At 70.9% G+C, this 19,491-nt stretch carries 16 protein-coding genes and 1 tRNA gene; 8 read left to right on the forward strand and 9 right to left on the reverse strand.

Features of this window, described 5'->3' with window-relative positions; translation table 11 throughout:
* Nucleotides 1-140: 140 nt before the first annotated feature.
* Nucleotides 141-1,394 (reverse strand): ABC transporter substrate-binding protein, encoded by a 1,254-nt coding sequence (locus tag VQ02_RS05845; protein WP_048443226.1) that lies wholly within the window; start codon nucleotides 1,392-1,394, stop codon nucleotides 141-143.
* A 242-nt stretch (nucleotides 1,395-1,636) separates the two neighbouring features.
* Between VQ02_RS05845 and secA the strand changes: the two genes are divergently transcribed.
* Nucleotides 1,637-4,507, forward strand: a complete 2,871-nt coding sequence (secA, locus tag VQ02_RS05850; protein ID WP_048443227.1) for a preprotein translocase subunit SecA — start codon at nucleotides 1,637-1,639, stop codon at nucleotides 4,505-4,507.
* Nucleotides 4,508-4,588: 81 nt separating this feature from the next.
* Here secA and VQ02_RS05855 read toward each other — a convergent pair whose 3' ends face one another.
* The 3 genes from VQ02_RS05855 to VQ02_RS05865 all read right to left on the reverse strand — a co-directional run bounded on the left by VQ02_RS05855 (nucleotide 4,589) and on the right by VQ02_RS05865 (nucleotide 7,334).
* On the reverse strand, nucleotides 4,589-5,035 hold the full coding sequence (locus VQ02_RS05855) for a hypothetical protein (RefSeq protein WP_048443228.1): 447 nt from the start codon (nucleotides 5,033-5,035) through the stop codon (nucleotides 4,589-4,591).
* A 185-nt stretch (nucleotides 5,036-5,220) separates the two neighbouring features.
* Nucleotides 5,221-5,718 carry a GNAT family N-acetyltransferase gene (locus VQ02_RS05860; RefSeq protein ID WP_245239636.1) on the reverse strand — a complete coding sequence of 166 codons (498 nt, stop codon included), beginning with the start codon at nucleotides 5,716-5,718 and terminating at the stop codon, nucleotides 5,221-5,223.
* Entirely contained in the window at nucleotides 5,715-7,334 is a 1,620-nt protein-coding gene (locus VQ02_RS05865) for an OpgD/OpgG family glucan biosynthesis protein (RefSeq protein ID WP_048443229.1), read from the reverse strand. The genes VQ02_RS05860 and VQ02_RS05865 overlap by 4 nt, the downstream gene beginning before the upstream one ends.
* 694 nt (nucleotides 7,335-8,028) lie before the next feature.
* Between VQ02_RS05865 and VQ02_RS05870 the strand changes: the two genes are divergently transcribed.
* Together VQ02_RS05870 and VQ02_RS05875 are read left to right on the forward strand one after the other, a co-directional pair.
* Nucleotides 8,029-9,195 (forward strand): type III PLP-dependent enzyme, encoded by a 1,167-nt coding sequence (locus tag VQ02_RS05870; RefSeq protein WP_048443261.1) that lies wholly within the window; start codon nucleotides 8,029-8,031, stop codon nucleotides 9,193-9,195.
* A gap of 184 nt (nucleotides 9,196-9,379) precedes the next feature.
* Nucleotides 9,380-9,916 (forward strand): GNAT family N-acetyltransferase, encoded by a 537-nt coding sequence (locus VQ02_RS05875; RefSeq protein ID WP_048443230.1) that lies wholly within the window; start codon nucleotides 9,380-9,382, stop codon nucleotides 9,914-9,916.
* Between the two features lie 59 nt (nucleotides 9,917-9,975).
* Here the strand turns inward: VQ02_RS05875 and VQ02_RS05880 are convergent, their stop codons facing one another.
* The 4 genes from VQ02_RS05880 to paaG all read right to left on the reverse strand — a co-directional run bounded on the left by VQ02_RS05880 (nucleotide 9,976) and on the right by paaG (nucleotide 13,469).
* Nucleotides 9,976-10,617 carry a TetR/AcrR family transcriptional regulator gene (locus tag VQ02_RS05880; protein WP_048443231.1) on the reverse strand — a complete coding sequence of 214 codons (642 nt, stop codon included), beginning with the start codon at nucleotides 10,615-10,617 and terminating at the stop codon, nucleotides 9,976-9,978.
* 27 nt (nucleotides 10,618-10,644) lie between these two features.
* Nucleotides 10,645-11,979, reverse strand: a complete 1,335-nt coding sequence (gene paaK, locus VQ02_RS05885; protein WP_048443232.1) for a phenylacetate--CoA ligase PaaK — start codon at nucleotides 11,977-11,979, stop codon at nucleotides 10,645-10,647.
* A gap of 243 nt (nucleotides 11,980-12,222) precedes the next feature.
* Nucleotides 12,223-12,669 carry a hydroxyphenylacetyl-CoA thioesterase PaaI gene (gene paaI, locus VQ02_RS05890; protein WP_048443233.1) on the reverse strand — a complete coding sequence of 149 codons (447 nt, stop codon included), beginning with the start codon at nucleotides 12,667-12,669 and terminating at the stop codon, nucleotides 12,223-12,225.
* Nucleotides 12,666-13,469 (reverse strand): 2-(1,2-epoxy-1,2-dihydrophenyl)acetyl-CoA isomerase PaaG, encoded by an 804-nt coding sequence (gene paaG / locus VQ02_RS05895; RefSeq protein WP_048443234.1) that lies wholly within the window; start codon nucleotides 13,467-13,469, stop codon nucleotides 12,666-12,668. Before paaG ends, paaI begins: the two co-directional genes overlap by 4 nt.
* A 250-nt stretch (nucleotides 13,470-13,719) precedes the next feature.
* On the opposite strand from paaG, the gene VQ02_RS05900 reads away from it, so the two are divergent.
* The 5 genes from VQ02_RS05900 (at nucleotide 13,720) to VQ02_RS05920 (ending at nucleotide 18,609) form a co-directional block, all read left to right on the forward strand.
* On the forward strand, nucleotides 13,720-14,877 hold the full coding sequence (locus VQ02_RS05900) for an ABC transporter substrate-binding protein (RefSeq protein ID WP_048443235.1): 1,158 nt from the start codon (nucleotides 13,720-13,722) through the stop codon (nucleotides 14,875-14,877).
* 71 nt (nucleotides 14,878-14,948) lie between these two features.
* Complete coding sequence (locus tag VQ02_RS05905) at nucleotides 14,949-15,986, forward strand: branched-chain amino acid ABC transporter permease (protein ID WP_048443236.1); 1,038 nt, start codon at nucleotides 14,949-14,951, stop codon at nucleotides 15,984-15,986.
* Between the two features lies 1 nt (nucleotide 15,987).
* The gene (locus VQ02_RS05910) at nucleotides 15,988-17,751 is read left to right on the forward strand and encodes a branched-chain amino acid ABC transporter ATP-binding protein/permease (protein WP_048443237.1); all 1,764 of its coding nucleotides are present in this window, start codon (nucleotides 15,988-15,990) and stop codon (nucleotides 17,749-17,751) included.
* The gene (locus VQ02_RS05915; RefSeq protein ID WP_048443238.1) at nucleotides 17,748-18,503 is read left to right on the forward strand and encodes an ABC transporter ATP-binding protein; all 756 of its coding nucleotides are present in this window, start codon (nucleotides 17,748-17,750) and stop codon (nucleotides 18,501-18,503) included. Before VQ02_RS05910 ends, VQ02_RS05915 begins: the two co-directional genes overlap by 4 nt.
* A 30-nt stretch (nucleotides 18,504-18,533) precedes the next feature.
* A tRNA-Ile gene (locus VQ02_RS05920) sits at nucleotides 18,534-18,609 on the forward strand.
* Nucleotides 18,610-18,664: 55 nt separating this feature from the next.
* Here VQ02_RS05920 and VQ02_RS05925 read toward each other — a convergent pair.
* A complete protein-coding gene (locus tag VQ02_RS05925; protein ID WP_048443239.1) occupies nucleotides 18,665-19,450 on the reverse strand; it encodes an amino acid ABC transporter ATP-binding protein in 786 nt (261 codons plus the stop codon).
* Between the last annotated feature and the right edge of the window lie 41 nt (nucleotides 19,451-19,491).

Consider the following 19,491-nt stretch of genomic DNA (forward strand, 5'->3'; position numbering starts at 1 on the left):
AACCTAAGCGCGGCGGTATAAAGCGGAACGCATTCCGCTCTGTCCTGCACGCTCAGCGGCTCTTGATCCCGGGCTCTCGCCTTTGGCGAGCCCCGGGATGACCCTGTGGGGTGGAGGTGTTTCCGCCAGGATCTCGACGCTTACTGCGTCAGCGGGCAACCACTCGCCTTGGCCGACAGGAACGCCTTGTCGGCGGGAATCGTGGCGAGCAGCTTGTAGTAGTCCCACGGCGCCTTCGACTCGGTCGGCGACTTGACCTGGAACAGGTACATGTCGTGGACCATGCGGCCGTTGGCCTGCACCTTGCCGCCGCGGCCGAAGAAGTCGTCGACCGGCAGCTCGCGCATCTTCGCCGCCACCGCGTCGGTGTCGTCGGTGCCGGCAGCCTTCACGGCCTTCAGGTAGTGCAGCACCGACGAGTAGGTGCCGGCCTGGATCATGTTCGGCATCTTGCCGGTCTTGGCCATGTAGCGCTTGGCGAAACCCCGGGACTGATCGTCGAGGTCCCAGTAGTAGCCTTCCGTCAGCACGATGCCCTGCGCCGCCTTGAGGCCGAGGCCGTGCACCTCGGCGAGCGTGAACAGCAGCGCCGCGAGGCGCTGCCCGCCCTGGACGATGCCGAACTCCGCCGCCTGCTTGATCGCGTTTGAGGTGTCGAGCCCCGCATTGGCGAGCCCGACGATCTTGGCGCCCGAGCCTTGAGCCTGCAGCAGGAACGACGAGAAGTCCTGGGCGCTCAGGGGGTGGCGCACGGCGCCCACCACCTTGCCGCCCTTCTGGGTCACGTACTGGGTGACGTCGGCCTGGAGCGCGGTGCCGAAGGCGTAGTCGGCGGTGAGGAAGAACCAGGTGTCGCCGCCGGTCTCGACCAGCGACCCGCCGGTGCCGACCGCCAGTGCGTGGGTGTCGTAGGCCCAGTGGAAACCGTAGGGCGTGCACTGCTTGCCGGTGAGGTCGGAGGTCGCCGCGCCGTCGACGATCGTGATCTTGCGCTTCTCCTTCGACAGGCCCTGCACCGCGAGCGCCACCGAGGAGGTGGTGAGCTCCATGATCGCGTCGACCCGGTCGGTGTCGTACCATTGCCGGGCGATGTTCGAGGCGATGTCCGGCTTGTTCTGGTGGTCGGCATCGACGATCTGCACCGGCACGTCGAGCACCTTGCCCCCGAAATCCTCGACGGCCATCCGGGCCGCCTCGACCGAGCCGCGGCCGCCGAAATCGGCGTAGACGCCGGACTGGTCGTTGAGGATGCCGATCTTCACCACGCCGTCCGAGGCGCCCTTCTGCGCCGGGGCGGCGGTCGGGGGACCGCCCTGGGCCTGCGCGGCGAACGCGAGGGCGAGGCCGGCGGCGAGCGCGGTGGTGCGGGCGAGCGCCCGGCTCAAACGTGTCATGTCTTCCTCCCCAGCCGCCTGCCTGACCCTGCGGCGGTTGTCCTGCGCGTGGCGGCAGGGCAGCTAGGGCGTTGCCGGGGCGGGAATCAAGCGGCGGGCCTCCGGCCCGCCCCCCGTCTTTCGCAGCACGGCCACGGTTGTGCCGGCGCGCCCGCTGCCTTTTGGGTGCACGGCTCCCTATATGGGCCTATAAGGCGCCCGCGGCGCGCGCCCAGACTGTTACGATCGATCGCAGGTTCACGATGCTCGGTTCCATCGCCAAGAAGATCTTCGGGTCGTCCAACGACCGCCGGGTGAAGGGATACCGACCCCGCGTTCAGGCCATCAACGCCCTCGAGCCCGAGCTGGAGGCCCTGAGCGACGATGCCCTGCGCGCCCGCACCGAAGCCCTGAAGGCCGAGCTCGCCGCCGGCAAGACCCTCGACGACATCCTGGTCCCCGCCTTCGCCACCGTGCGGGAGGCGGCCAAGCGGGTGCTCGGCCAGCGCCACTTCGACGTGCAGATGATCGGCGGCATGGTGCTCCACGAGAGCGGCATCGCCGAGATGAAGACCGGCGAGGGCAAGACCCTGGTGGCGACGCTCGCCACCTACCTCAACGCCCTCTCGGGCAAGGGCGTGCACGTCGTCACGGTCAACGACTACCTCGCCCGCCGCGACGCCGAGTGGATGGGCCGGGTCTACCGCTTCCTCGGGCTCTCGACCGGCATCATCGTCCACGGCCTCGACGACGCCGAGCGCAAGGCGGCCTATGCCTGCGACATCACGTACGGCACCAACAACGAGTACGGCTTCGACTACCTGCGCGACAACATGAAGTACGAGCTGGGCCAGATGGTCCAGCGCGGCCACAACTTCGCGATCGTCGACGAGGTCGACTCGATCCTGATCGACGAGGCGCGCACGCCGCTGATCATCTCCGGGCCGATCGACGATCGCTCCGACCTCTACACCGCGATCGACGCGGTGATGCCGCGCCTCGCCCGCGAGGATTACGACCTCGACGAGAAGCAGCGCACGGTCTCGCTCACCGAGAACGGCAACGAGCACATCGAGGAGCTGCTGCGCGAGGCCGGCATCCTCAAGGAGGGCGACCTCTACGACGCGCACAACGTCACGCTCGTCCACCACGTCAACCAGGCGCTCAGGGCCCACACCCTGTTCACCCGCGACAAGGACTACATCGTCCGCAACGACGAGGTGGTGATCATCGACGAGTTCACCGGCCGCATGATGCCCGGCCGGCGCTACTCGGAAGGGCTCCACCAGGCCCTCGAGGCCAAGGAGCGGGTGGCGATCCAGCCCGAGAACCAGACGCTGGCCTCGATCACCTTCCAGAACTACTTCCGGCTCTACAAGAAGCTCGCCGGCATGACCGGCACCGCCTCGACCGAGGCCGACGAGTTCCAGGAGATCTACAACCTCGAGGTGGTCGAGATCCCGACCAACAAGGCGGTCGAGCGCGTCGACGAGGACGACGAGGTCTACCGCACCGTCGACGAGAAGTACGCCGCGATCATCCAGGAGATCGACAAGGCGCATGCCCGCCTGCAGCCGGTGCTGGTCGGCACCGGCTCGATCGAGCGCTCGGAGCACCTCGCCGGCCTCCTGGTCAAGCACGGCTACAAGCCCCTCGACTACAGCGACCCGTCGGCGCTCGAGGACGTCTACGCGGCGGCGCGCGAAGGCCGGGTGACCAAGCGCTTCGCGGTCCTGAACGCCCGCTTCCACGAGCAGGAAGCCTACATCGTGGCCGAGGCCGGCGTGCCGGGCGCGATCACCATCGCCACCAACATGGCCGGCCGCGGCACCGACATCAAGCTCGGCGGCAACCTCGACATGCGCATCGAGCAGGAGCTCGCCGGGGTGCCGGAGGGGGCGGAGCGCGACGCCCGGATCGGCGCCCTCAAGGCCGAGATCGAGCAGAACCGCGCGCGTGTCCTGGCCTCCGGCGAGCCCGCCGACCCGGCGGCCGGCCGCAAGAATGCCCTGCCGGGCGGCCTCTACATCATCGGTACCGAGCGCAACGAGAGCCGGCGCATCGACAACCAGCTGCGCGGCCGCTCCGGCCGCCAGGGCGATCCCGGCCGCTCGAAGTTCTACCTCTCGCTTCAGGACGACCTGATGCGGATCTTCGGCTCCGACCGCATGGACGGCATGCTGCAGCGCCTCGGGCTCGAGGAGGGCGAGGCGATCATCCATCCGTGGATCAACAAGGCGATCGCCAAGGCGCAGCAGAAGGTCGAAGCGCGCAACTTCGACATGCGCAAGAACGTGCTGAAGTACGACAACGTCATGAACGACCAGCGCAAGGTCGTGTTCGAGCAGCGCCGCGAGTTCATGGCGCAGGAGAGCGTGCGCGAGACCGTCGACGAGATGCGCCAGGGCGTGATCGAGGACGTGGTGGCGCGCCACGTGCCGGAGGATGCCTATCCGGAGCAGTGGGACATCGCGGGCCTGCGCGAGAGCGTCACCCGCGACCTCAACCTCGACGTGCCGGTCGAGGACTGGGCCAAGGAGGAGGGCATCGCCGACGAGGAGATCCGCGAGCGCCTGCGCAAGGCCGCGGACGAGGCCTATGCCGAGCGCGTCGCCCGCAACACGCCGGAGGTGATGGCCTATGTCGAGAAGCAGGTGCTGCTCCAGAGCCTCGACCACCTCTGGCGCGAGCACCTCGTCACCCTCGACCACCTGCGCCAGGTGATCGGCTGGCGCGGCATCGCCCAGCGCGATCCCCTCAACGAGTACAAGTCCGAGGCCTTCGACCTGTTCAACGGCCTGGTGGGCTCGCTGCGCGAGCAGGTCACCGGCCAGCTGATGCGGGTCGAGATCATGTACCAGGAGCCGGAAGCGCAGACGCTGCCGCCGATGTTCGCCCAGCACCTCGACCCGGTCACGGGGGAGAACGAGTTCGCCTACGCGGAGGGCGCGGCCGGCGGTGGGGGCGGTGCCTACGAGTTCGCCGGCCAGGCGCTCAACCCCGACGCGCCGGTGCTCGAGCGCAATCCCGACGACACGTCGACCTGGGGCCGGGTCGGGCGCAACGAGCCCTGCCCCTGCGGCTCGGGCAAGAAGTACAAGCACTGCCACGGGCGCTTCGCCGCCGACGCGTGATGTCGGCGAGACACGAGGCTCGCGCATGAACCCTCCCCCTGTGCGGGGGAGGTTTCCGGCGCGGGCAGCGCCCCGTTCGGCTCACATCGCCCGCATCTGCCGGTCGACGAACGCCTGCACGCTTCCGAAGCCCTCGGCCATCCGCTCGTTCACGCACATTTCCACGGTGGTGCCGTAGTACAGCATCCCGTGGCTCTTCTGCTTGCGGCACTCGGAGAGCGGCTTGGCGTAGAGGCTGCCGACCAGGAGGATGGGCAGGGCCAGCACCTTGGCGACGGTGGCGAGAGCGCCGAGCCAGTGGCCGGGCCGGCGATCGGGCCGCGGGTAGGCCGGCGCCCAGACGATCTCGACGGTGTGCACCTCGCGGGCACCGAGGCGGACCGGGAGTCGTGGCTCCGGCTCGACGCGCCGCGGCACGCGGACCGGGGCAGGCTCGACGTCGACTCGTTGGAGGGCCGTGGAAAGCTGACCAGTACCGCGGCGGGTCTCGGCGATCATCCTGCGGAAGTCGTCGTTCGTCAGGGCCATTGCTGCCGTCTCATCCCGAAGTGAGGCACCCTGTGCCTCGGTTCCCGGGACCTGTGCTTCTGGCGTGCCAGCGGAAACAGACGGCAACAATGCCGGACCGGGACATGTCCCAGGGTAAGGACGTTGCAGGACGGGGCGCGGGGTCCCGCTCGTTTCCCGATTGTTTCAGAGTGGCGCAGGCCGCGTCACCGGGCGGGCGCCCCCTCCCCGGTCCCGAGCTGCTTCTCGTAGCGCCAGGCGGTCGTGCCGTCCTCGTAGTAGTCCGCGATCGTCTCGAAGCGCCGGTAGCCGGCGCGCTCGTAGAGGCGGATGCCGGCGCCGTTGTCCTCGCGGACCTCCAGGCGCAGCCGGTCGCAGCCATGGGCCAGGGCCTCGGACTCGGCGGCCTCGAGCAGCACCCGGCCGAGGCCGGTTCCGGCCCGGCTCGGCGCCACCGCGATCGAGGACAGGCGGGCGCGCCGGCTGCCGCGCCGGCGCTCGATCGTGGCGGCGCCGACCAAGACCGCCCCATCGAGGGCGACGAGGAGCGAGATCGACGGCGATCCGATGGCGTGGCGGATCGCCCGCCGCTCCGCCCGGTCGCTGGCGAAGGCCGCGGCCTCGAGGGCCATCAAGGCATCGAGGTCCTCGCTGCGCGCCGGCCGGATGGCGACGGCCGGGCGTCCGGCGGGGTGGCCGCTCACGCGGCGGTCCACGGATAGGTCCAGGTCTCGGTCAGGGTCTGGCCGCGGGCGCGCAGGAAGGCCCGCAGGTCCGTCGACTGGCCGGCCTGGTCGAGCCGCACGTCGATGGCGGCGCGAAACCCCTTCACGTGCAGGTTCGGCACCAGCGAGACCGCGGTGATCTTGCCCTGCGTGGTCGAGGGCACGATCTCGACCGCCTTCGGGTCGCCGAGCCAGTAGGCGAGGTCGCCACCCGAGAAGTCGACGAGGAAGCGCCGCGTGCGCGGATCGCTGCCCTCGGCCGAGCCGCCGCTGGCGGTCGTGCGGGCGACGTAGGTGTTCACCACCCGGCCGCCGGGATGCAGGTCGTCGGTCTCGGCGAGCGCCCGCACCGTGTAGGACAGCTCCACCGCCTCGCCGGGCTTGTAGGGCTCCTTCGGTTGCCAGGAGGCCACGATGTTGTCGTGGGTCTCGTTCTCGGTCGGCAGCTCGACGAGGCGCACCGTGCCCTCTCCCCACTCGCCCTGCGGCTCGACCCAGTAGCCCGGGCGGCGGTGGTAGAACGCCTCGAGGTCCTGGTAGTCCTCGAACACCCGGTCGCGCTGCATCAGCCCGAATCCCTTCGGGTTGCGGTCCTCGAAGGCGGAGATCCAGCGCTCCTTCGGGTTGCGCAGGGGCCGCCAGATCCACTCGCCGCTGCCGGAATGCATCAGCAGCCCGTCGGAATCGTGCAGCTCGGGCCGGTAATCGTCCGAGTGGTGGCGGTCGTTCTCGCCGATGAAGAACATCGAGGTCAGCGGTGCGATGCCGATCGCGGCGATCTCCCGCCGCGGGTGCAGCGAGCAGCGCACGTCGACCACGGTCTCGTCGCCCGGATAGACCAGGAACTGGAACGCGCCGGTGCAGGACGGCCCGTCGAGCAGGCCGTAGATCACCGCCCGGTCGGCGCCCTTCGGCGGCATCTCGATCCAGAACTCGCGGAAGACCGGGAATTCCTCCGGGCCGCCGACGCCCTCGACGTTGACGGCGAGCCCCCGCGCCGAGAGCCCGTAGAGCTGGTCGCGCCCGAGGAAGCGGTAGTAGCTGGCGCCCAGGAACGAGATCAGCTCGTCGAGGAGGCCGGGCTTGTTGAGCGGGTAGTGCAGCCGGAAGCCCGCGAAGCCGAGATTGACCGGAAGCGGCTTGTCGATGGCGGTGCGGCCGTAATCGAACAGGCCGGGCTGGTAGGGAATCGGCGTCGGCACCCCGTCGCGGACCACGTTCACGGTCACGGGGCGGGTGTAGAGGAAGCCGAGGTGGAAGAGCTGGAGCCGGAACGGCCCGTCCTGGTCCGCCAGCAGGGCGCGGTCGGGCCTGAAGCGGATGTCGCGCCAGGCGTCGTAGTCGAGCGAGGCGAGCGGCGCCGGCAGGGCCGGCACGTTGGCCTCGAAGGGCGCGCCGGCGAGCGCCCGCGCCCGCCGCACCACCTCGTCGAAGCGGAAGCGCGGCGGCCCGGACGGGGCCGGGCTCGGGGCCGGCGGCGGCAGGGCGCTCGGGCCGGGCTGGGTCGGCCCGACCTGGGCGGAGGCCGGCCCGGTCAGGGCGGCGGAGGAGAGCAGGCCGGCGATGAGCGCGCGGCGGGAGGGTGCGATCGTCATGGTGTCCAGAAGAGTAAGGCGCGCGTGCTGAACGCGCGCGTGCGCGTCGCCGGCTGAATGGCGCGTCCGGTGCCGCTTGAGAAGGCCCCGCCAGCCGAACGCGTCGCTGCGAGCAGGCTCCGCCGTGTCCGGCGCGCCACGGTGGGGAAATCCGGCGAAATTCTGCGCGGTGGGGGTTGCGGCGGAGGGGCATGGCCCGTATCTACCGCCTTGCCCAATTTCGCACGTGCCTGTGGCCGCGTGCCGGTTGGTGGGCATCCGGACAAGAGGCCGGACAGCCGCCAGGGGTCTTAAAGGATCGATGGTCGGGAAGGGTGGATCCCTCCGGCCGGCATCCAGGTGGCGACACCGGACCCCGACAACAACCGGCAGCCGGAGGCAAAACCGGCGAACCCCGCTCTCCACGGGGGACGCAGCTTAAAGCAACGACGAACGGGCTTTTTTGGTCTCGTCGGCCCTCCAAAGGCTGACACCGAAGAGGCTTGTTTCTCCTTGCCCCGAGTGCGGATCGGGTTTCCCCGTTCCAAGCAAAGGCAGCTTCCGGGTGCTCTGCGCCCGCGCCGCATGGCGTGTCTCCACAGCACGCAGGCGCCGCGCCGCATCGCCCCCTGACGCCGGACGGCCGACGCGCGCCGTCTCGATCTCGACATCGGGGTCCCGCGGGAGCCCTCTCGAACCTTTGGTGGGGATGATCATGACCGATCGCATCCGCGACTTCCTGCGCGTGCGCCGCGAGCTCGGCCGGGATGAGGGTCCCGTGATGGTCCTCGACCTCGACGTCGTGCGCGACAACTACACCGCCTTCGCCCGCGCCCTGCCGGACACCCGGGTGTTCTACGCCGTCAAGGCCAACCCGGCCCCCGAGGTGCTGCGCGCGCTCGCCGAGATGGGCTCCTGCTTCGACACCGCCTCGGTGGTCGAGATCCAGATGGCCCTCTCCGCCGGCGCCACCGCCGACCGGGTCTCGTTCGGCAACACCATCAAGAAGGAGCGCTGCATCGCCCGCGCCCTCCAGCTCGGCGTGCGACTCTTCGCGGTCGACTGCCAGGCCGAGGTCGACAAGATCGCCCGGGCGGCGGACGCGGTCAAGGTTGCCCGCGAGGACGTGCAGGTGTTCTGCCGCATCCTCTGCGACGGCGCCGGCGCCGAGTGGCCGCTGTCGCGCAAGTTCGGCTGCGTGCCGGAGATGGCGGTGGACGTGCTCGAGCACGGCTACCGCGCCGGCCTGCACGCCTACGGCGTGTCGTTCCACGTCGGCTCGCAGCAGGGCAACACCGAGGCCTGGGACGGGGCGCTGGCCTCCGCCTCGATGATCTTCCGCGAGTGCGGCCTGCGCGGCATCCACCTGTCGATGGTCAACCTCGGCGGCGGCTTCCCGACCAAGTACCTCAAGGCGGTGCCGGGCGTGGAATCCTACGGCGACGCGATCTTCCGGGCGCTGACCAAGCACTTCGGCAACCAGCTGCCGGAGACGATCATCGAGCCGGGCCGCGGCATGGTCGGCAACGCGGGCGTCATCGAGGCCGAGGTCGTCCTCGTCTCGCAGAAGTCCGACGCCGCCGACGAGGTGCGCTGGGTCTACCTCGACATCGGCAAGTTCGGCGGCCTCGCCGAGACGATGGACGAGTCGATCCGCTACCGCATCCGCACCGACCACGACGAGGACCGCACGGTCCCCTGCGTGCTCGCCGGCCCGACCTGCGACTCGGCCGACGTGCTCTACGAGAAGACCCCGTATCCGCTGCCGATCTCGCTCGCGATCGGCGACAAGGTGCTGATCGAGGGTGCGGGCGCCTACACCACCACCTACGCGGCGGTGGCGTTCAACGGCTTCCCGCCGCTCCAGTCCTACGTGATCTGACGAATCGGCGCCCACCCTGTGGGCGCCGGCCTCGCAAGCGGAACGATGCGCCGGACCCGCCGTTATCGGGGTCGGGCGCGTTCGCGCCATCCTCAGCCATCCGAAAAGTCCCGGACGGCCCGCCGCGTGCGGCGGGTGCGAGGGCTGTTCTTTCCCCGTTTTCGAGTATCGGGAGGGTACGGCCGTGATCCAGATCCGCGACGAGCGCGCCGCCGACATCGCCGCCCGCGAGCACCTGCTCGACGCGTGCTTCGGCGAGGCCCGCTTCACCAAGACCTGCGAGCGCCTGCGCGAGGGGCGGCTTCCGGCGGAAGGCCTCGCCCTCGTGGTCGAGATGGACGGCCGCCTGGTCGCCACCGTGCGGCTGTGGGACGTCGAGGCCGGCGGCATGCCCGCCCTGATGCTCGGGCCGATCGCCGTCGACCCGGCGCTCCACGGGCTCGGCATCGGCAACAAGCTGATGCGCGAGGCGCTCGCCCGCGCCGCTGCCCTCGGCCATCGGGCGGTGATCCTGGTGGGGGACGCGCCCTACTACGCGCGCTTCGGCTTCACCCAGGAGCGGGTCGGCACCTTGAGCCTGCCGGGCCCCTACGCGCCGGAGCGGTTCCTCGCGCTCGACCTCGCGCCGGGCGCGCTCGACGGCGCGAGCGGCATGGTGCGGGCGACCGGGCGGGGGGTGCCGAGTGCGCTGCCGGCGGAGGAGTTCCGCGTCGCGGCGTGATTGGGCAGGGCGGGTTCTCCCGCCCCGCGCTGCTTGTAATCTTCAAGCGTTGAGGCTGCTCAGCAGCCGCCTATCCCCCCCACCGCCCTCACTTCCTTCGCCCTCTCCTCCGCGATCCCGCGCGCCCCCTCTGCGATCAGCCGCGTGACGAGGTCCGCGTAATCCGCCCGGCTCAGCCCGGCCGCCGGCCTGAACCAGAGATAGTGCCAGTTGACCATGCCGAAGAACGACATGGTCACGGGCTTGAGCAGAGCCGTGCCGGCAAGATGGGGAGCGACGCCGGCGATCGCCTCGGAGAAGAGGCGGACCAGCTCGCGCTCGCTCGCCTTCAGCTCCGCCTGCCGCTCGCCCGAGAGCAGGCCGAGGTGGTTGATCTGCACCTTGTGCTGGGCGTCGGCGTCCCGGTAGGCCTCAAGCAGCGCGCCGGTGAGGCTGCGCAGGCGCGGCTCCGGGGCGAGGCCCGGGCGGTCGGCGGCCTCGACCGCTTCCAGCAGCTCCTCGAGGTGCAGCCGGATCACGTCGAACAGGATCTCGTCCTTGTCGCGGTAGTAGTGGTAGAGGTTCGCCTTCGAGACGCCGCAGGCCTCGGCGATCCGGCTCATCGAGGCGCGGTCGTAGCCGTGGGCGGCAAACAGCTCGGCCGAGCGATCGAGGATCGCCCGGCGCTTGTCGTCGTAGTCGCTGGCGCGGGTGCGGGCCATGAGGTCTCGTCGCTACCGGTCTCGTCGCTATTCTCGGGGGCGCTGGTCGATGACGCGCCGGGCCTTGCCGAGGGAGCGCTCGATGCCTCCCGGCGGCAGCACGTCGACCGTCGCGGTGATGCCGATCGTGTCCTTGACCGCTTGGCAGAGCCGGTCGGCCGCCGCGTCCCGCAGGTCGGCGATGTCGGACTCGGGCCTCGCCTCGACCCGGATCGTCATCGCGTCGAGGCGGCCCTCGCGGGTCAGCACCACCTGGTAATGGGCCGAGAGGGCCGGGATGGTGAGGATCTTCTCCTCGATCTGGCTCGGGAAGACGTTGACCCCGCGCACGATCATCATGTCGTCGGAGCGGCCGGTGATCTTTTCCATCCGCCGCATCGCCCGCGCGGTGCCGGGCAGGAGCCGGGTCAGGTCGCGGGTGCGGTAGCGGATGACCGGCATCGCCTCCTTGGTGAGCGACGTGAAGACGAGTTCCCCCTCCTCCCCGTCCGGCAGGACTTCGCCGGTCCGCGGGTCGACCACCTCCGGGTAGAAGTGGTCCTCCCAGATGTGCAGGCCGTCCTTGGTCTCGACGCACTCGCACGCGACCCCCGGCCCCATCACCTCGGACAGGCCGTAGATGTCGACGGCGTGGAGGTCGAAGGCCTCCTCGATCTCGCTCCGCATGGCGTTGGTCCAGGGCTCGGCCCCGAAGATGCCGACCTTGAGCGAGGAGGCCCGCGGGTCGAGCCCCTGGCGGCGGAACTCGTCGAGGATCGCCAGCATGTAGGACGGTGTCACCATGATGATGTCGGGCTTGAAGTCCTGGATCAGCTGGACCTGGCGCTCGGTCATGCCGCCCGACATCGGGATCACCGTGCAGCCGAGGCGCTCGGCGCCGTAATGGGCGCCCAACCCCCCGGTGAACAGGCCGTAGCCGTAGGCGACGTGGACCAGCATCCCGGGGCGCCCGCCCGCCGCCCGGATCGAGCGCGCCACCACGTCCGCCCAGGTGTCGATGTCGGCCTTGGTGTAGCCTACCACCGTCGGCTTGCCGGTGGTGCCCGACGACGCGTGGAGGCGCGCCACCTGCTCCCGCGGCACCGCGAACAGGCCGAAGGGATAGTTCTCCCGCAGGTCGGCCTTCGCCGTGAACGGGAAGCGGGCGAGGTCGGGCAGGTCCGAGAAATCGCGCGGGTGGACGCCGGCCCGGTCGAAGGCGGCGCGGTAATGCGGGACGTTGGCGTAGGCGTGGTGCAGGGTCTGGCGCAGCTTCTCCCGCTGCCAGGCGGCGAGCTCCGCCCGCGGGGCGGTCTCGAACCGGTCGAGCTCGCCCGCCTCCGGCACCATGCGGGCGAGCTTGCGGGGGGCGATCTGGAGCATGGCGTCTCTCCCTTGGTATTTTTTATCCGCGTCCGGCTGAGATCTTCGACCGAGCTGACGCCCTGCGCGTCATCCCGGAGCTCGCCGGAGGCGAGAGCCCGGGATCCACAACCGCAGAGAATTCATCAGGAAAACTGTCGGCCTGTCGCTTCATCCTTCAACACCTGCGCTTCTGGCTTCCGGGCTCCGCTTTCGCGGTCCCGGAATGACGCGGCGGGCGTCACGTCTGTCGAGCAGGGCAGGTCACTCCGCCGGACCACCGCCCTCCCTCGCCAGCACCGTCCCCGGCACGGTGCGCGAGTGCCCGCGGAACTCCGCCACCACCCGCCCCTCCGCGTCGGTCACCGTCACGTCGTAGATTCCCGAGCGCCCCTCGCGCACCCGCTCCAAGGCCCGCGCCGTCAGCACCTCGCCGCGCCGGCCCGGCCGCAGGAAGGTGACGGCGCAATGCTGCGCGACGGTCCGCTGGTCGTAGGCGTTGCACGCGAAGGCGAAGGCCGAATCGGCCAGCGCGAAGATGAAGCCGCCGTGGCAGCTGCCGTGGCCGTTGGTCATGTCGTCGCGCACCCGCATCGACAGCACCGCCTCGCCCGGGCCGACATGGCCGAGGCGCATGCCGAGCCCCTGGCTCGCCCGGTCCTCGGCCCACATCGCCTCGGCGCAGGCGCGGGCCACCTCCTGCGGGTTCATCGCGCCCGCCCGGTGAAGCGCGGCGGGCGCTTCTCGAGGAAGGCCGCGACGCCCTCGCGGTAATCCGGCGTGCGCCCGGCCTCGCCCTGGAGGTCGCGCTCGACGTCGAGCTGAGCGTCGAGGCCGTTGGTCTCCGAGGCGTCGAGGGCGCGGCGGATCAGCGCCAGGCCGTAGGTCGGCTGCAGGGCCAGGTGAGCGGCCAGCCGATGCGCCTCGGCCATCAGGTCCGCGTCGTCGACCACGCGCCAGATCATGCCCCAGCCTTCCGCCTGCTCGGCGGTGATCGGCTCGGCGAGCAGCGCCATGCCGCGGGCCCGCGCCCGCCCCGCGAGGCGCGGCAGCTGCCAAGTGCCGCCGGCATCCGGGATCAGCCCGAGCTTGGCGAAGGCCTGCAGGAACTTCGCCGAGCGCGCCGCCAGCACGAGGTCGCCGTGGAAGGCGAGGCTGGCCCCGGCCCCGGCCGCCACCCCGTTGACGGCGCAGATCAGCGGCATCGGCAGGTCGCGGATCTGCTTGACCAGGGGGTTGTAGAACGCCTCGAGGGTGCGCGAGAGGTCCGGCTCGACGTCGGGCGCGAAGTTGCGGGCGGAGAGGTCCTGGCCGGCGCAGAAGCCGCGACCGGCTCCGGTGAGGATCAGTGCCCGGCACTCCGGATCGGCGGCCGCGTCGCTCAGGGCCTCCCGCAGGGCGAGGTGCAGCGGCTCGTTGAAGGCGTTGAGCCGGTCGGGCCGGTTGAGGACGAGCACGCGGTAGCCCGCGTGGACCTCCGTCAGCACAAGGGTCTCGCTCGTCTCGCTCATCGTGGCGCCCTCCCGTCCCGCCGTGTCGGATGCCCGAAACCCGGGCGCCGCCGGCGCGATCTATTGACCAACCGGACGGTAAATTATAAAGCCGTGAGGGCGAAGTCAAACGCACGCGCCGTTAGCCTAACGCAAGGGTGGACGGGTGACGCGCGGGCTTGCAAAGCACGAGGTTGCGGGCACACCAGGGCCCGTGACGCCAGCGACCGGGCGAACAACCGGCGCGGCCCGTAAACGGGAGGATATCGACATGAGGCGCATCGTCTGGGCGCTCGCCCTTGCCGGCACCGCGCTGGCCGGACCCGTGCTGGCGCAGCCGATCAAGATCGGCGTGACCATCGCGAAGACCGGCCCGGCGGCCTCCCTCGGCATCCCGCAGGCCAACACCGTGCCCCTGCTGCCGACCGAGGTGGCGGGCCAGAAGGTCGAGTGGATCGTCCTCGACGACGCCAGCGACACCACCAAGGGCGTCGCCAACACCCGCAAGCTCGCGAGCGACGATCGCGTCGACGCCATCGTGGGCTCGTCGGTGACGCCGGTCTCGCTCGCGATGATCGAGGTCGCGGCCGAGGCCAAGGTGCCGATGATCAGCCTGGCGGCCTCCGCCAAGATCGTCGCCCCGATTGACGACAAGCGCCGCTGGGTGTTCAAGGCGCCGCAGAACGACGGCCTGATGGCCCAGGCGATCGCCGACCACATGACCAAGGCGGGGGTGAAGTCGGTCGGCTTCATCGGCTTCAACGACGCCTACGGCGACGGCTGGCTCGCCGAGATCGGTCCCCGGCTCGAGGCCAAGGGCATCAAGCTCGCCGCGACCGAGCGCTACGCCCGCACCGACACCAGCGTCACCGGCCAGGTGCTCAAGGTGATGGCGGCCAAGCCCGACGCGGTGCTGGTGGCAGGCTCGGGCACCCCCGCCGCCCTGCCGCAGAAGACCCTCAAGGAGCGCGGCTACGCCGGCAAGTACTACCAGACCCACGGCGTCGCCAACGCGGACTTCCTGCGCGTCGGCGGCAAGGACGTCGAGGGCACGGTGCTGCCCGCCGGCCCGCTGCTGGTGGCCGAGCAGCTGCCCGAGGCGAACCCGGTGCGCAAGGTCGCCCTCGACTACACCAAGGCCTACGAGGCGAAGTACGGCGCCGGCTCCCTCGCCACCTTCGGCGGCCACGCCTACGACGCGCAGGTGCTCCTGGTGAACGCGATCCCGGTGGCCCTCAAGACGGCCAAGCCCGGCACGCCGGAATTCCGCGCCGCGCTCCGCGACGCGATCGAGGGCCTGAAGGAGGTCGTCTACACCAACGGCGTCGTCACCATGACCCCGACCGACCACGTCGGCCAGGACGACCGCGCCCGCGTGATGGTGACGATCGAGAACGGCCGCTGGAAGCTCCTCTCGGCGACGAACTGAGCGCGCGCTCCGGGGCCCCGCGGCCCCGGAGCGGCCTCCCCCGACGTCCCGCACCGTGCGAGCCCTCTGCTGTGGACGCAACGATCCTTCTTCTCCTCCTGCAGGACGGCGTCGTGAACGGCGCGATCTATGCGCTGATCGCCCTGTCGCTGGTCCTGGTCTTCACCGTCACCCGGGTGATCCTGATCCCGCAGGGCGAGTTCGTCGCCTTCGGGGCGCTGACGCTGGCGAGCCTGGAGGCCGGCACCCTGCCGGGTACCGTGCCGCTGCTCCTCGGGCTCGGCGCCCTCGCCTTCCTGGCCGATGTCGCCGAGGCGCGCGCGACGCTGACCGGGCGGGTGCTGCTGCGCTTGTGCCTGCGCGACCTCGTCCTGCCGGCCCTCGTCGCGGCTGCGGCCTGGATCCTCGCGCCGCTCAAAGCCGGCCTCCTGGTCGAGATCCTCGTCACCCTCGCCATCGTGACGCCGATGGGCGGCTTCCTGCACGCGGTGGCGTTCCGGCCCCTGGCCCACGCCTCGGTGCTGGTGCTGCTGATCGCCTCGGTCGGCGTCCATCTCGCGCTGACGGGCTTGGGGTTGGTCTTCTTCGGCGCCGAGGGCTCGCGCACCCCGGCCCTGTCGGACGCCTCCATCCCCGCCGGGCCGCTGACGGTGAGCGGCCAGTCGCTGTGGATGATTGGCCTGACGCTGGCGATCATCGTCGCGCTCTGGCTGTTCTTCTCGCGGACCTTGCTCGGCAAGGCGCTGGTCGCCACCGCGGTCAACCGCCTCGGCGCCCGGCTGATGGGCATCGCGCCCTCGCTGGCCGGACGGCTCAGCTTCTCGGTCGCGGCCTTCATCGGGGCGCTGTCGGGCGTGCTGATCGCGCCCCTGACCACCGTCTACTACGACACCGGCTTCCTGATCGGCCTCAAGGGCTTCGTCGCCGCGATCATCGGCGGGCTCGCGAGCTACCCGGCGGCGGCCGCCGCCGCGATCCTCGTCGGCATCATCGAGTCGGTCGCCTCCTTCGAGGCCAGCGCCTTCAAGGAGGTGATCGTGTTCATGGCGATCATCCCGGTCCTGCTCTGGCGCTCCCTGCGCTCGGCCCCGGTGGAGGACGAGGAGTAGCATGCCCACCCGTCTGCTGGCCGGCCTCGGCGCGCTCCTCGTCGTCGCCCTCCCCTTCCTTCCCGGCGTGCCGCCGTTCTGGCTCACGCTCATGACCTATGCGGGCCTCTCGGCCATCGTGGTCACGGGCCTCGTCGTGCTCACCGGGGTCGCGGGCATCACCTCGTTCGGGCAGGCGATGTTCGTCGGCATCAGCGCCTACGCCACGGCGCTCCTCACCCTGCAGGGCGGGCTCTCGCCCTGGCTCTCCCTGCCGCTGGCGCTGCTCCTCGCCGCGGCCAGCGCCTGGGTGATCGGCGCCATCACGCTGCGGCTCTCCGGGCACTACCTGCCCCTCGGCACCATCGCCTGGAACATCTCGTTCTTCTACGTGCTCGGCAACACCGACGCCCTCGGCCGCTACGACGGCCTCGCCGGCCTGCCGCCGATCACCCTCTTCGGCCACCCGGTCCTCGGCGGGGCCGAGGCGCTGCTCCTCACCTGGGGCTTCCTGGCCGTGAGCTTGTGGCTGACCCACCGCCTGCTGCGCTCGCGCACCGGCCGGGCGATCCGCGCCCTCAAGGGCGGGGTCGTGGCGGCGGAATCCTTCGGCGTCGACACGGCGCGGGTGAAGATCGTCGCCTTCGTGTACGCGGCGATGCTGGCGGCCCTGTCGGGCTGGCTCTACGCGCACATCCAGCGCGCCATCAACCCGACGCCGTTCGGCATCAATGCCGGCATCGAGTACCTGCTGATGGCGGTGATCGGCGGGGCCGGCTCGATCTGGGGCGGCGTCTTCGGCGCCGTGCTGGTGACGGTGCTGAAGGACCAGCTCCAGAACGTGCTGCCCCTGGTGTTCGGTGCCCAGGGCAACTTCGAGGCAATCGTGTTCGGGGTGCTCCTGGTCCTGATGCTCCAGCGCGCCCCTGACGGCCTGTGGCCGCTGATCGCCCGCCGCTCCGTCGCCCCGCCGCCGGACCGCGGGCCCGCCGCGCAGCCCCTGGCGCCCCGCCCGACGGCTGCCCCCGGCACGGTGCTGCTCGAGGCCGCCAACCTGCGCAAGACTTTCGGCGGCCTCGTCGCGGTCAACGACATCGGCTTCTCGGTCGCGGCCGGCGAGGTGGTGGCGCTGATCGGGCCGAACGGGGCCGGCAAGAGCACCACCTTCAACCTCGTCACCGGCGTCGCCCGCCTCACCTCCGGGGCGGTGCGCCTCGCCGGCCGGGACGTCGCCGGCCTGCCGGCCCGGCGCATCGCCCGGCTCGGCTGCGCCCGCACCTTCCAGCACGTCAAGCTCGTCGCCGGTATGTCGGTGATCGAGAACGTGGCGCTCGGCGCCCACCTGCGCGGCTCGGCCGGCCCGGTCCGCGGCGCCCTCGGGCTGGACGCCGCCGAGGAAGCGGCGCTCTTCGCCGAGGCCGACCGCCAGCTTGCCCGGGTGGGCCTGTCGGCCTGCCGCGACCTGCCGGCGGGAAGCCTGGCGCTCGGCCAGCAGCGCATCGTCGAGATCGCCCGGGCCCTCTGCCTCGGCCCGACGCTGCTGCTCCTCGACGAGCCGGCCGCCGGCCTGCGCCATCAGGAGAAGCAGGCGCTCGGCGACCTCCTGCGCCGCCTGCGCCAGGAGGGGCTGGGCATCCTGCTCGTCGAGCACGACATGGATTTCGTGATGGGGCTCGCCGACCGGCTGGTGGTGATGAATTTCGGCGCCAAGCTGTGCGAGGGCGCACCGGCCACGGTGCGCCGCGACCCGGCGGTGGTCGAGGCCTATCTGGGGAGCGCCGCATGACCGGTCCGATGCTCGAGGCGGAGAGCGTCTCCGTCGCCTACGGCAAGGTCGAGGCGGTGCGCGGCGTCTCGCTCACGGTCGCGCCGGGCCGCCTCGTCACGGTTCTGGGCGCCAACGGCGCCGGCAAGACGACGCTGCTCAACGCCCTGATGGGGGTGCTGCCGGCCCGCGGCGTCATCCGCTTCGAGGGAAGCGACCTGACGCGCCTTCCCGTCGAGGCCCGGGTGGCGCAGGGCCTGAGCCTGATCCCCGAGCGCCGCGAGCTCTTCTCGACCATGACCGTCGAGGACAACCTCAGGCTCGGCGCCTTCCGGTTCCGCGGCAAGCCCGGAGGCGGCGACATCGACGAGATGTTCCGCCTCTTCCCCCGCCTCGCCGAGCGCCGGCGCCAGCATGCCGGCACCCTCTCGGGCGGAGAGCGCCAGATGCTCGCCATGGCCCGCGCGCTGATGGGCCGCCCGCGCCTCTTGATGCTCGACGAGCCGAGCCTCGGCCTCGCTCCCCTGATCGTCGCCGATGTGATGCGCACCGTGAGCCGCCTGCGCGACGAGGGCGTGGCGATCCTTCTCGTCGAGCAGAACGCCCGCGCGGCCCTGCAGATCGCCGATTACGGCTACGTCCTCGACGGCGGCACCGTGGTGCTCGAGGGCGACAGCCGCACCCTCCAGGGCGACGCCCGGGTGGTCGAGACCTATCTCGGCGTGCTGGCCGCCGACACGGACCCGCCGGGCCGCGCAGCCTCTGGACGATGACCGGGGATTCTCCTAAAGCTCGCGACGCAGGGGCCTGTAGCTCAATGGTTAGAGCCGACCGCTCATAACGGTCTGGTTGCAGGTTCGAGTCCTGCCGGGCCCACCATCCCCTTATCTCCGCACGACGTTGTCCGCCCACGCCCGCCGGAGCGCGACCTCCGTCACGCCGGTGCCGGGGATGAGGTCCCGCGGTGGAAGTGGCTGAGGAAGGTCCGCGTGGCCGCCTCGCGCGGGGCGTCGATGACCTGCCGGGCCGGGCCCTCCTCGACGACGTAGCCGTCGCGCATGAAGATCACCGTCTCGGCGACGTCGCGGGCGAAGGCGATCTCGTGGGTCACGAGGACCATGGTCATGCCCTCGGCCGCGAGCTGGCGGACGACCGTCAGCACCTCTCCGACGAGCTCCGGATCGAGAGCTGACGTCGCCTCGTCGAACAGCATGACCTCCGGATTCATGGCGAGCGCCCGCGCGATCGCCACCCGCTGCTTCTGGCCGCCCGACAGGCGGTCCGGATAGGCCTCGGCCTTGTCCCGAAGACCGACCTTGTCGAGCAGCCGCAGGGCGTCCTCCCGCGCCTCGTCCCGGCCTCGCCCGAGCACAGTCACGGGTCCCTCCATGACGTTCTGCACGACCGACATGTGGGGAAACAGGTTGAAGCTCTGAAACACCATCCCGACCTTGGAGCGGAACGCCGCCAAGTCCCGGTCCTTCGGCATCCGGTGGCCCTTGCCGAATTCCATGACGTGGGTGCCGATCCGGATCCGGCCCTCGTCCGGGATGGCGAGCAGGTTGAGGCAGCGCAGCAGGGTCGACTTGCCCGAGCCGCTCGGGCCGATGAGCGAGACCACCCCGCCGCGCGGAACGGTCACGGACATGTCCTTCAGGACGGCCAGCGTCCCGAAGGACTTCTTGACGTGCCGGACCTCGATCATCGCCGTGTCGGTCATCGTGGGGGTGCTCCTGGGATCGGCAGGCGGCCGCTCGGCGG

It is taken from the genome of Methylobacterium variabile (assembly GCF_001043975.1).
GTDB lineage: Bacteria > Pseudomonadota > Alphaproteobacteria > Rhizobiales > Beijerinckiaceae > Methylobacterium > Methylobacterium variabile.

What these genes read in the sequence shown, in the direction of transcription:
- VQ02_RS05865 (WP_048443229.1), bottom strand. Translation starts at nt 7,334, where the DNA reads ATGACGATCGCACCCTCCCGCCGCGCGCTCATCGCCGGCCTGCTCTCC.
- VQ02_RS05925 (WP_048443239.1), bottom strand. Translation starts at nt 19,450, where the DNA reads ATGACCGACACGGCGATGATCGAGGTCCGGCACGTCAAGAAGTCCTTC.
- VQ02_RS05845 (WP_048443226.1), bottom strand. Translation starts at nt 1,394, where the DNA reads ATGACACGTTTGAGCCGGGCGCTCGCCCGCACCACCGCGCTCGCCGCC.
- paaI (WP_048443233.1), bottom strand. Translation starts at nt 12,669, where the DNA reads ATGAACCCGCAGGAGGTGGCCCGCGCCTGCGCCGAGGCGATGTGGGCC.
- VQ02_RS05880 (WP_048443231.1), bottom strand. Translation starts at nt 10,617, where the DNA reads ATGGCCCGCACCCGCGCCAGCGACTACGACGACAAGCGCCGGGCGATC.
- VQ02_RS05855 (WP_048443228.1), bottom strand. Translation starts at nt 5,035, where the DNA reads ATGGCCCTGACGAACGACGACTTCCGCAGGATGATCGCCGAGACCCGC.
- paaK (WP_048443232.1), bottom strand. Translation starts at nt 11,979, where the DNA reads ATGCTCCAGATCGCCCCCCGCAAGCTCGCCCGCATGGTGCCGGAGGCG.
- secA (WP_048443227.1), top strand. Translation starts at nt 1,637, where the DNA reads ATGCTCGGTTCCATCGCCAAGAAGATCTTCGGGTCGTCCAACGACCGC.
- VQ02_RS05915 (WP_048443238.1), top strand. Translation starts at nt 17,748, where the DNA reads ATGACCGGTCCGATGCTCGAGGCGGAGAGCGTCTCCGTCGCCTACGGC.
- VQ02_RS05870 (WP_048443261.1), top strand. Translation starts at nt 8,029, where the DNA reads ATGACCGATCGCATCCGCGACTTCCTGCGCGTGCGCCGCGAGCTCGGC.
- paaG (WP_048443234.1), bottom strand. Translation starts at nt 13,469, where the DNA reads ATGAGCGAGACGAGCGAGACCCTTGTGCTGACGGAGGTCCACGCGGGC.
- VQ02_RS05910 (WP_048443237.1), top strand. Translation starts at nt 15,988, where the DNA reads ATGCCCACCCGTCTGCTGGCCGGCCTCGGCGCGCTCCTCGTCGTCGCC.
- VQ02_RS05900 (WP_048443235.1), top strand. Translation starts at nt 13,720, where the DNA reads ATGAGGCGCATCGTCTGGGCGCTCGCCCTTGCCGGCACCGCGCTGGCC.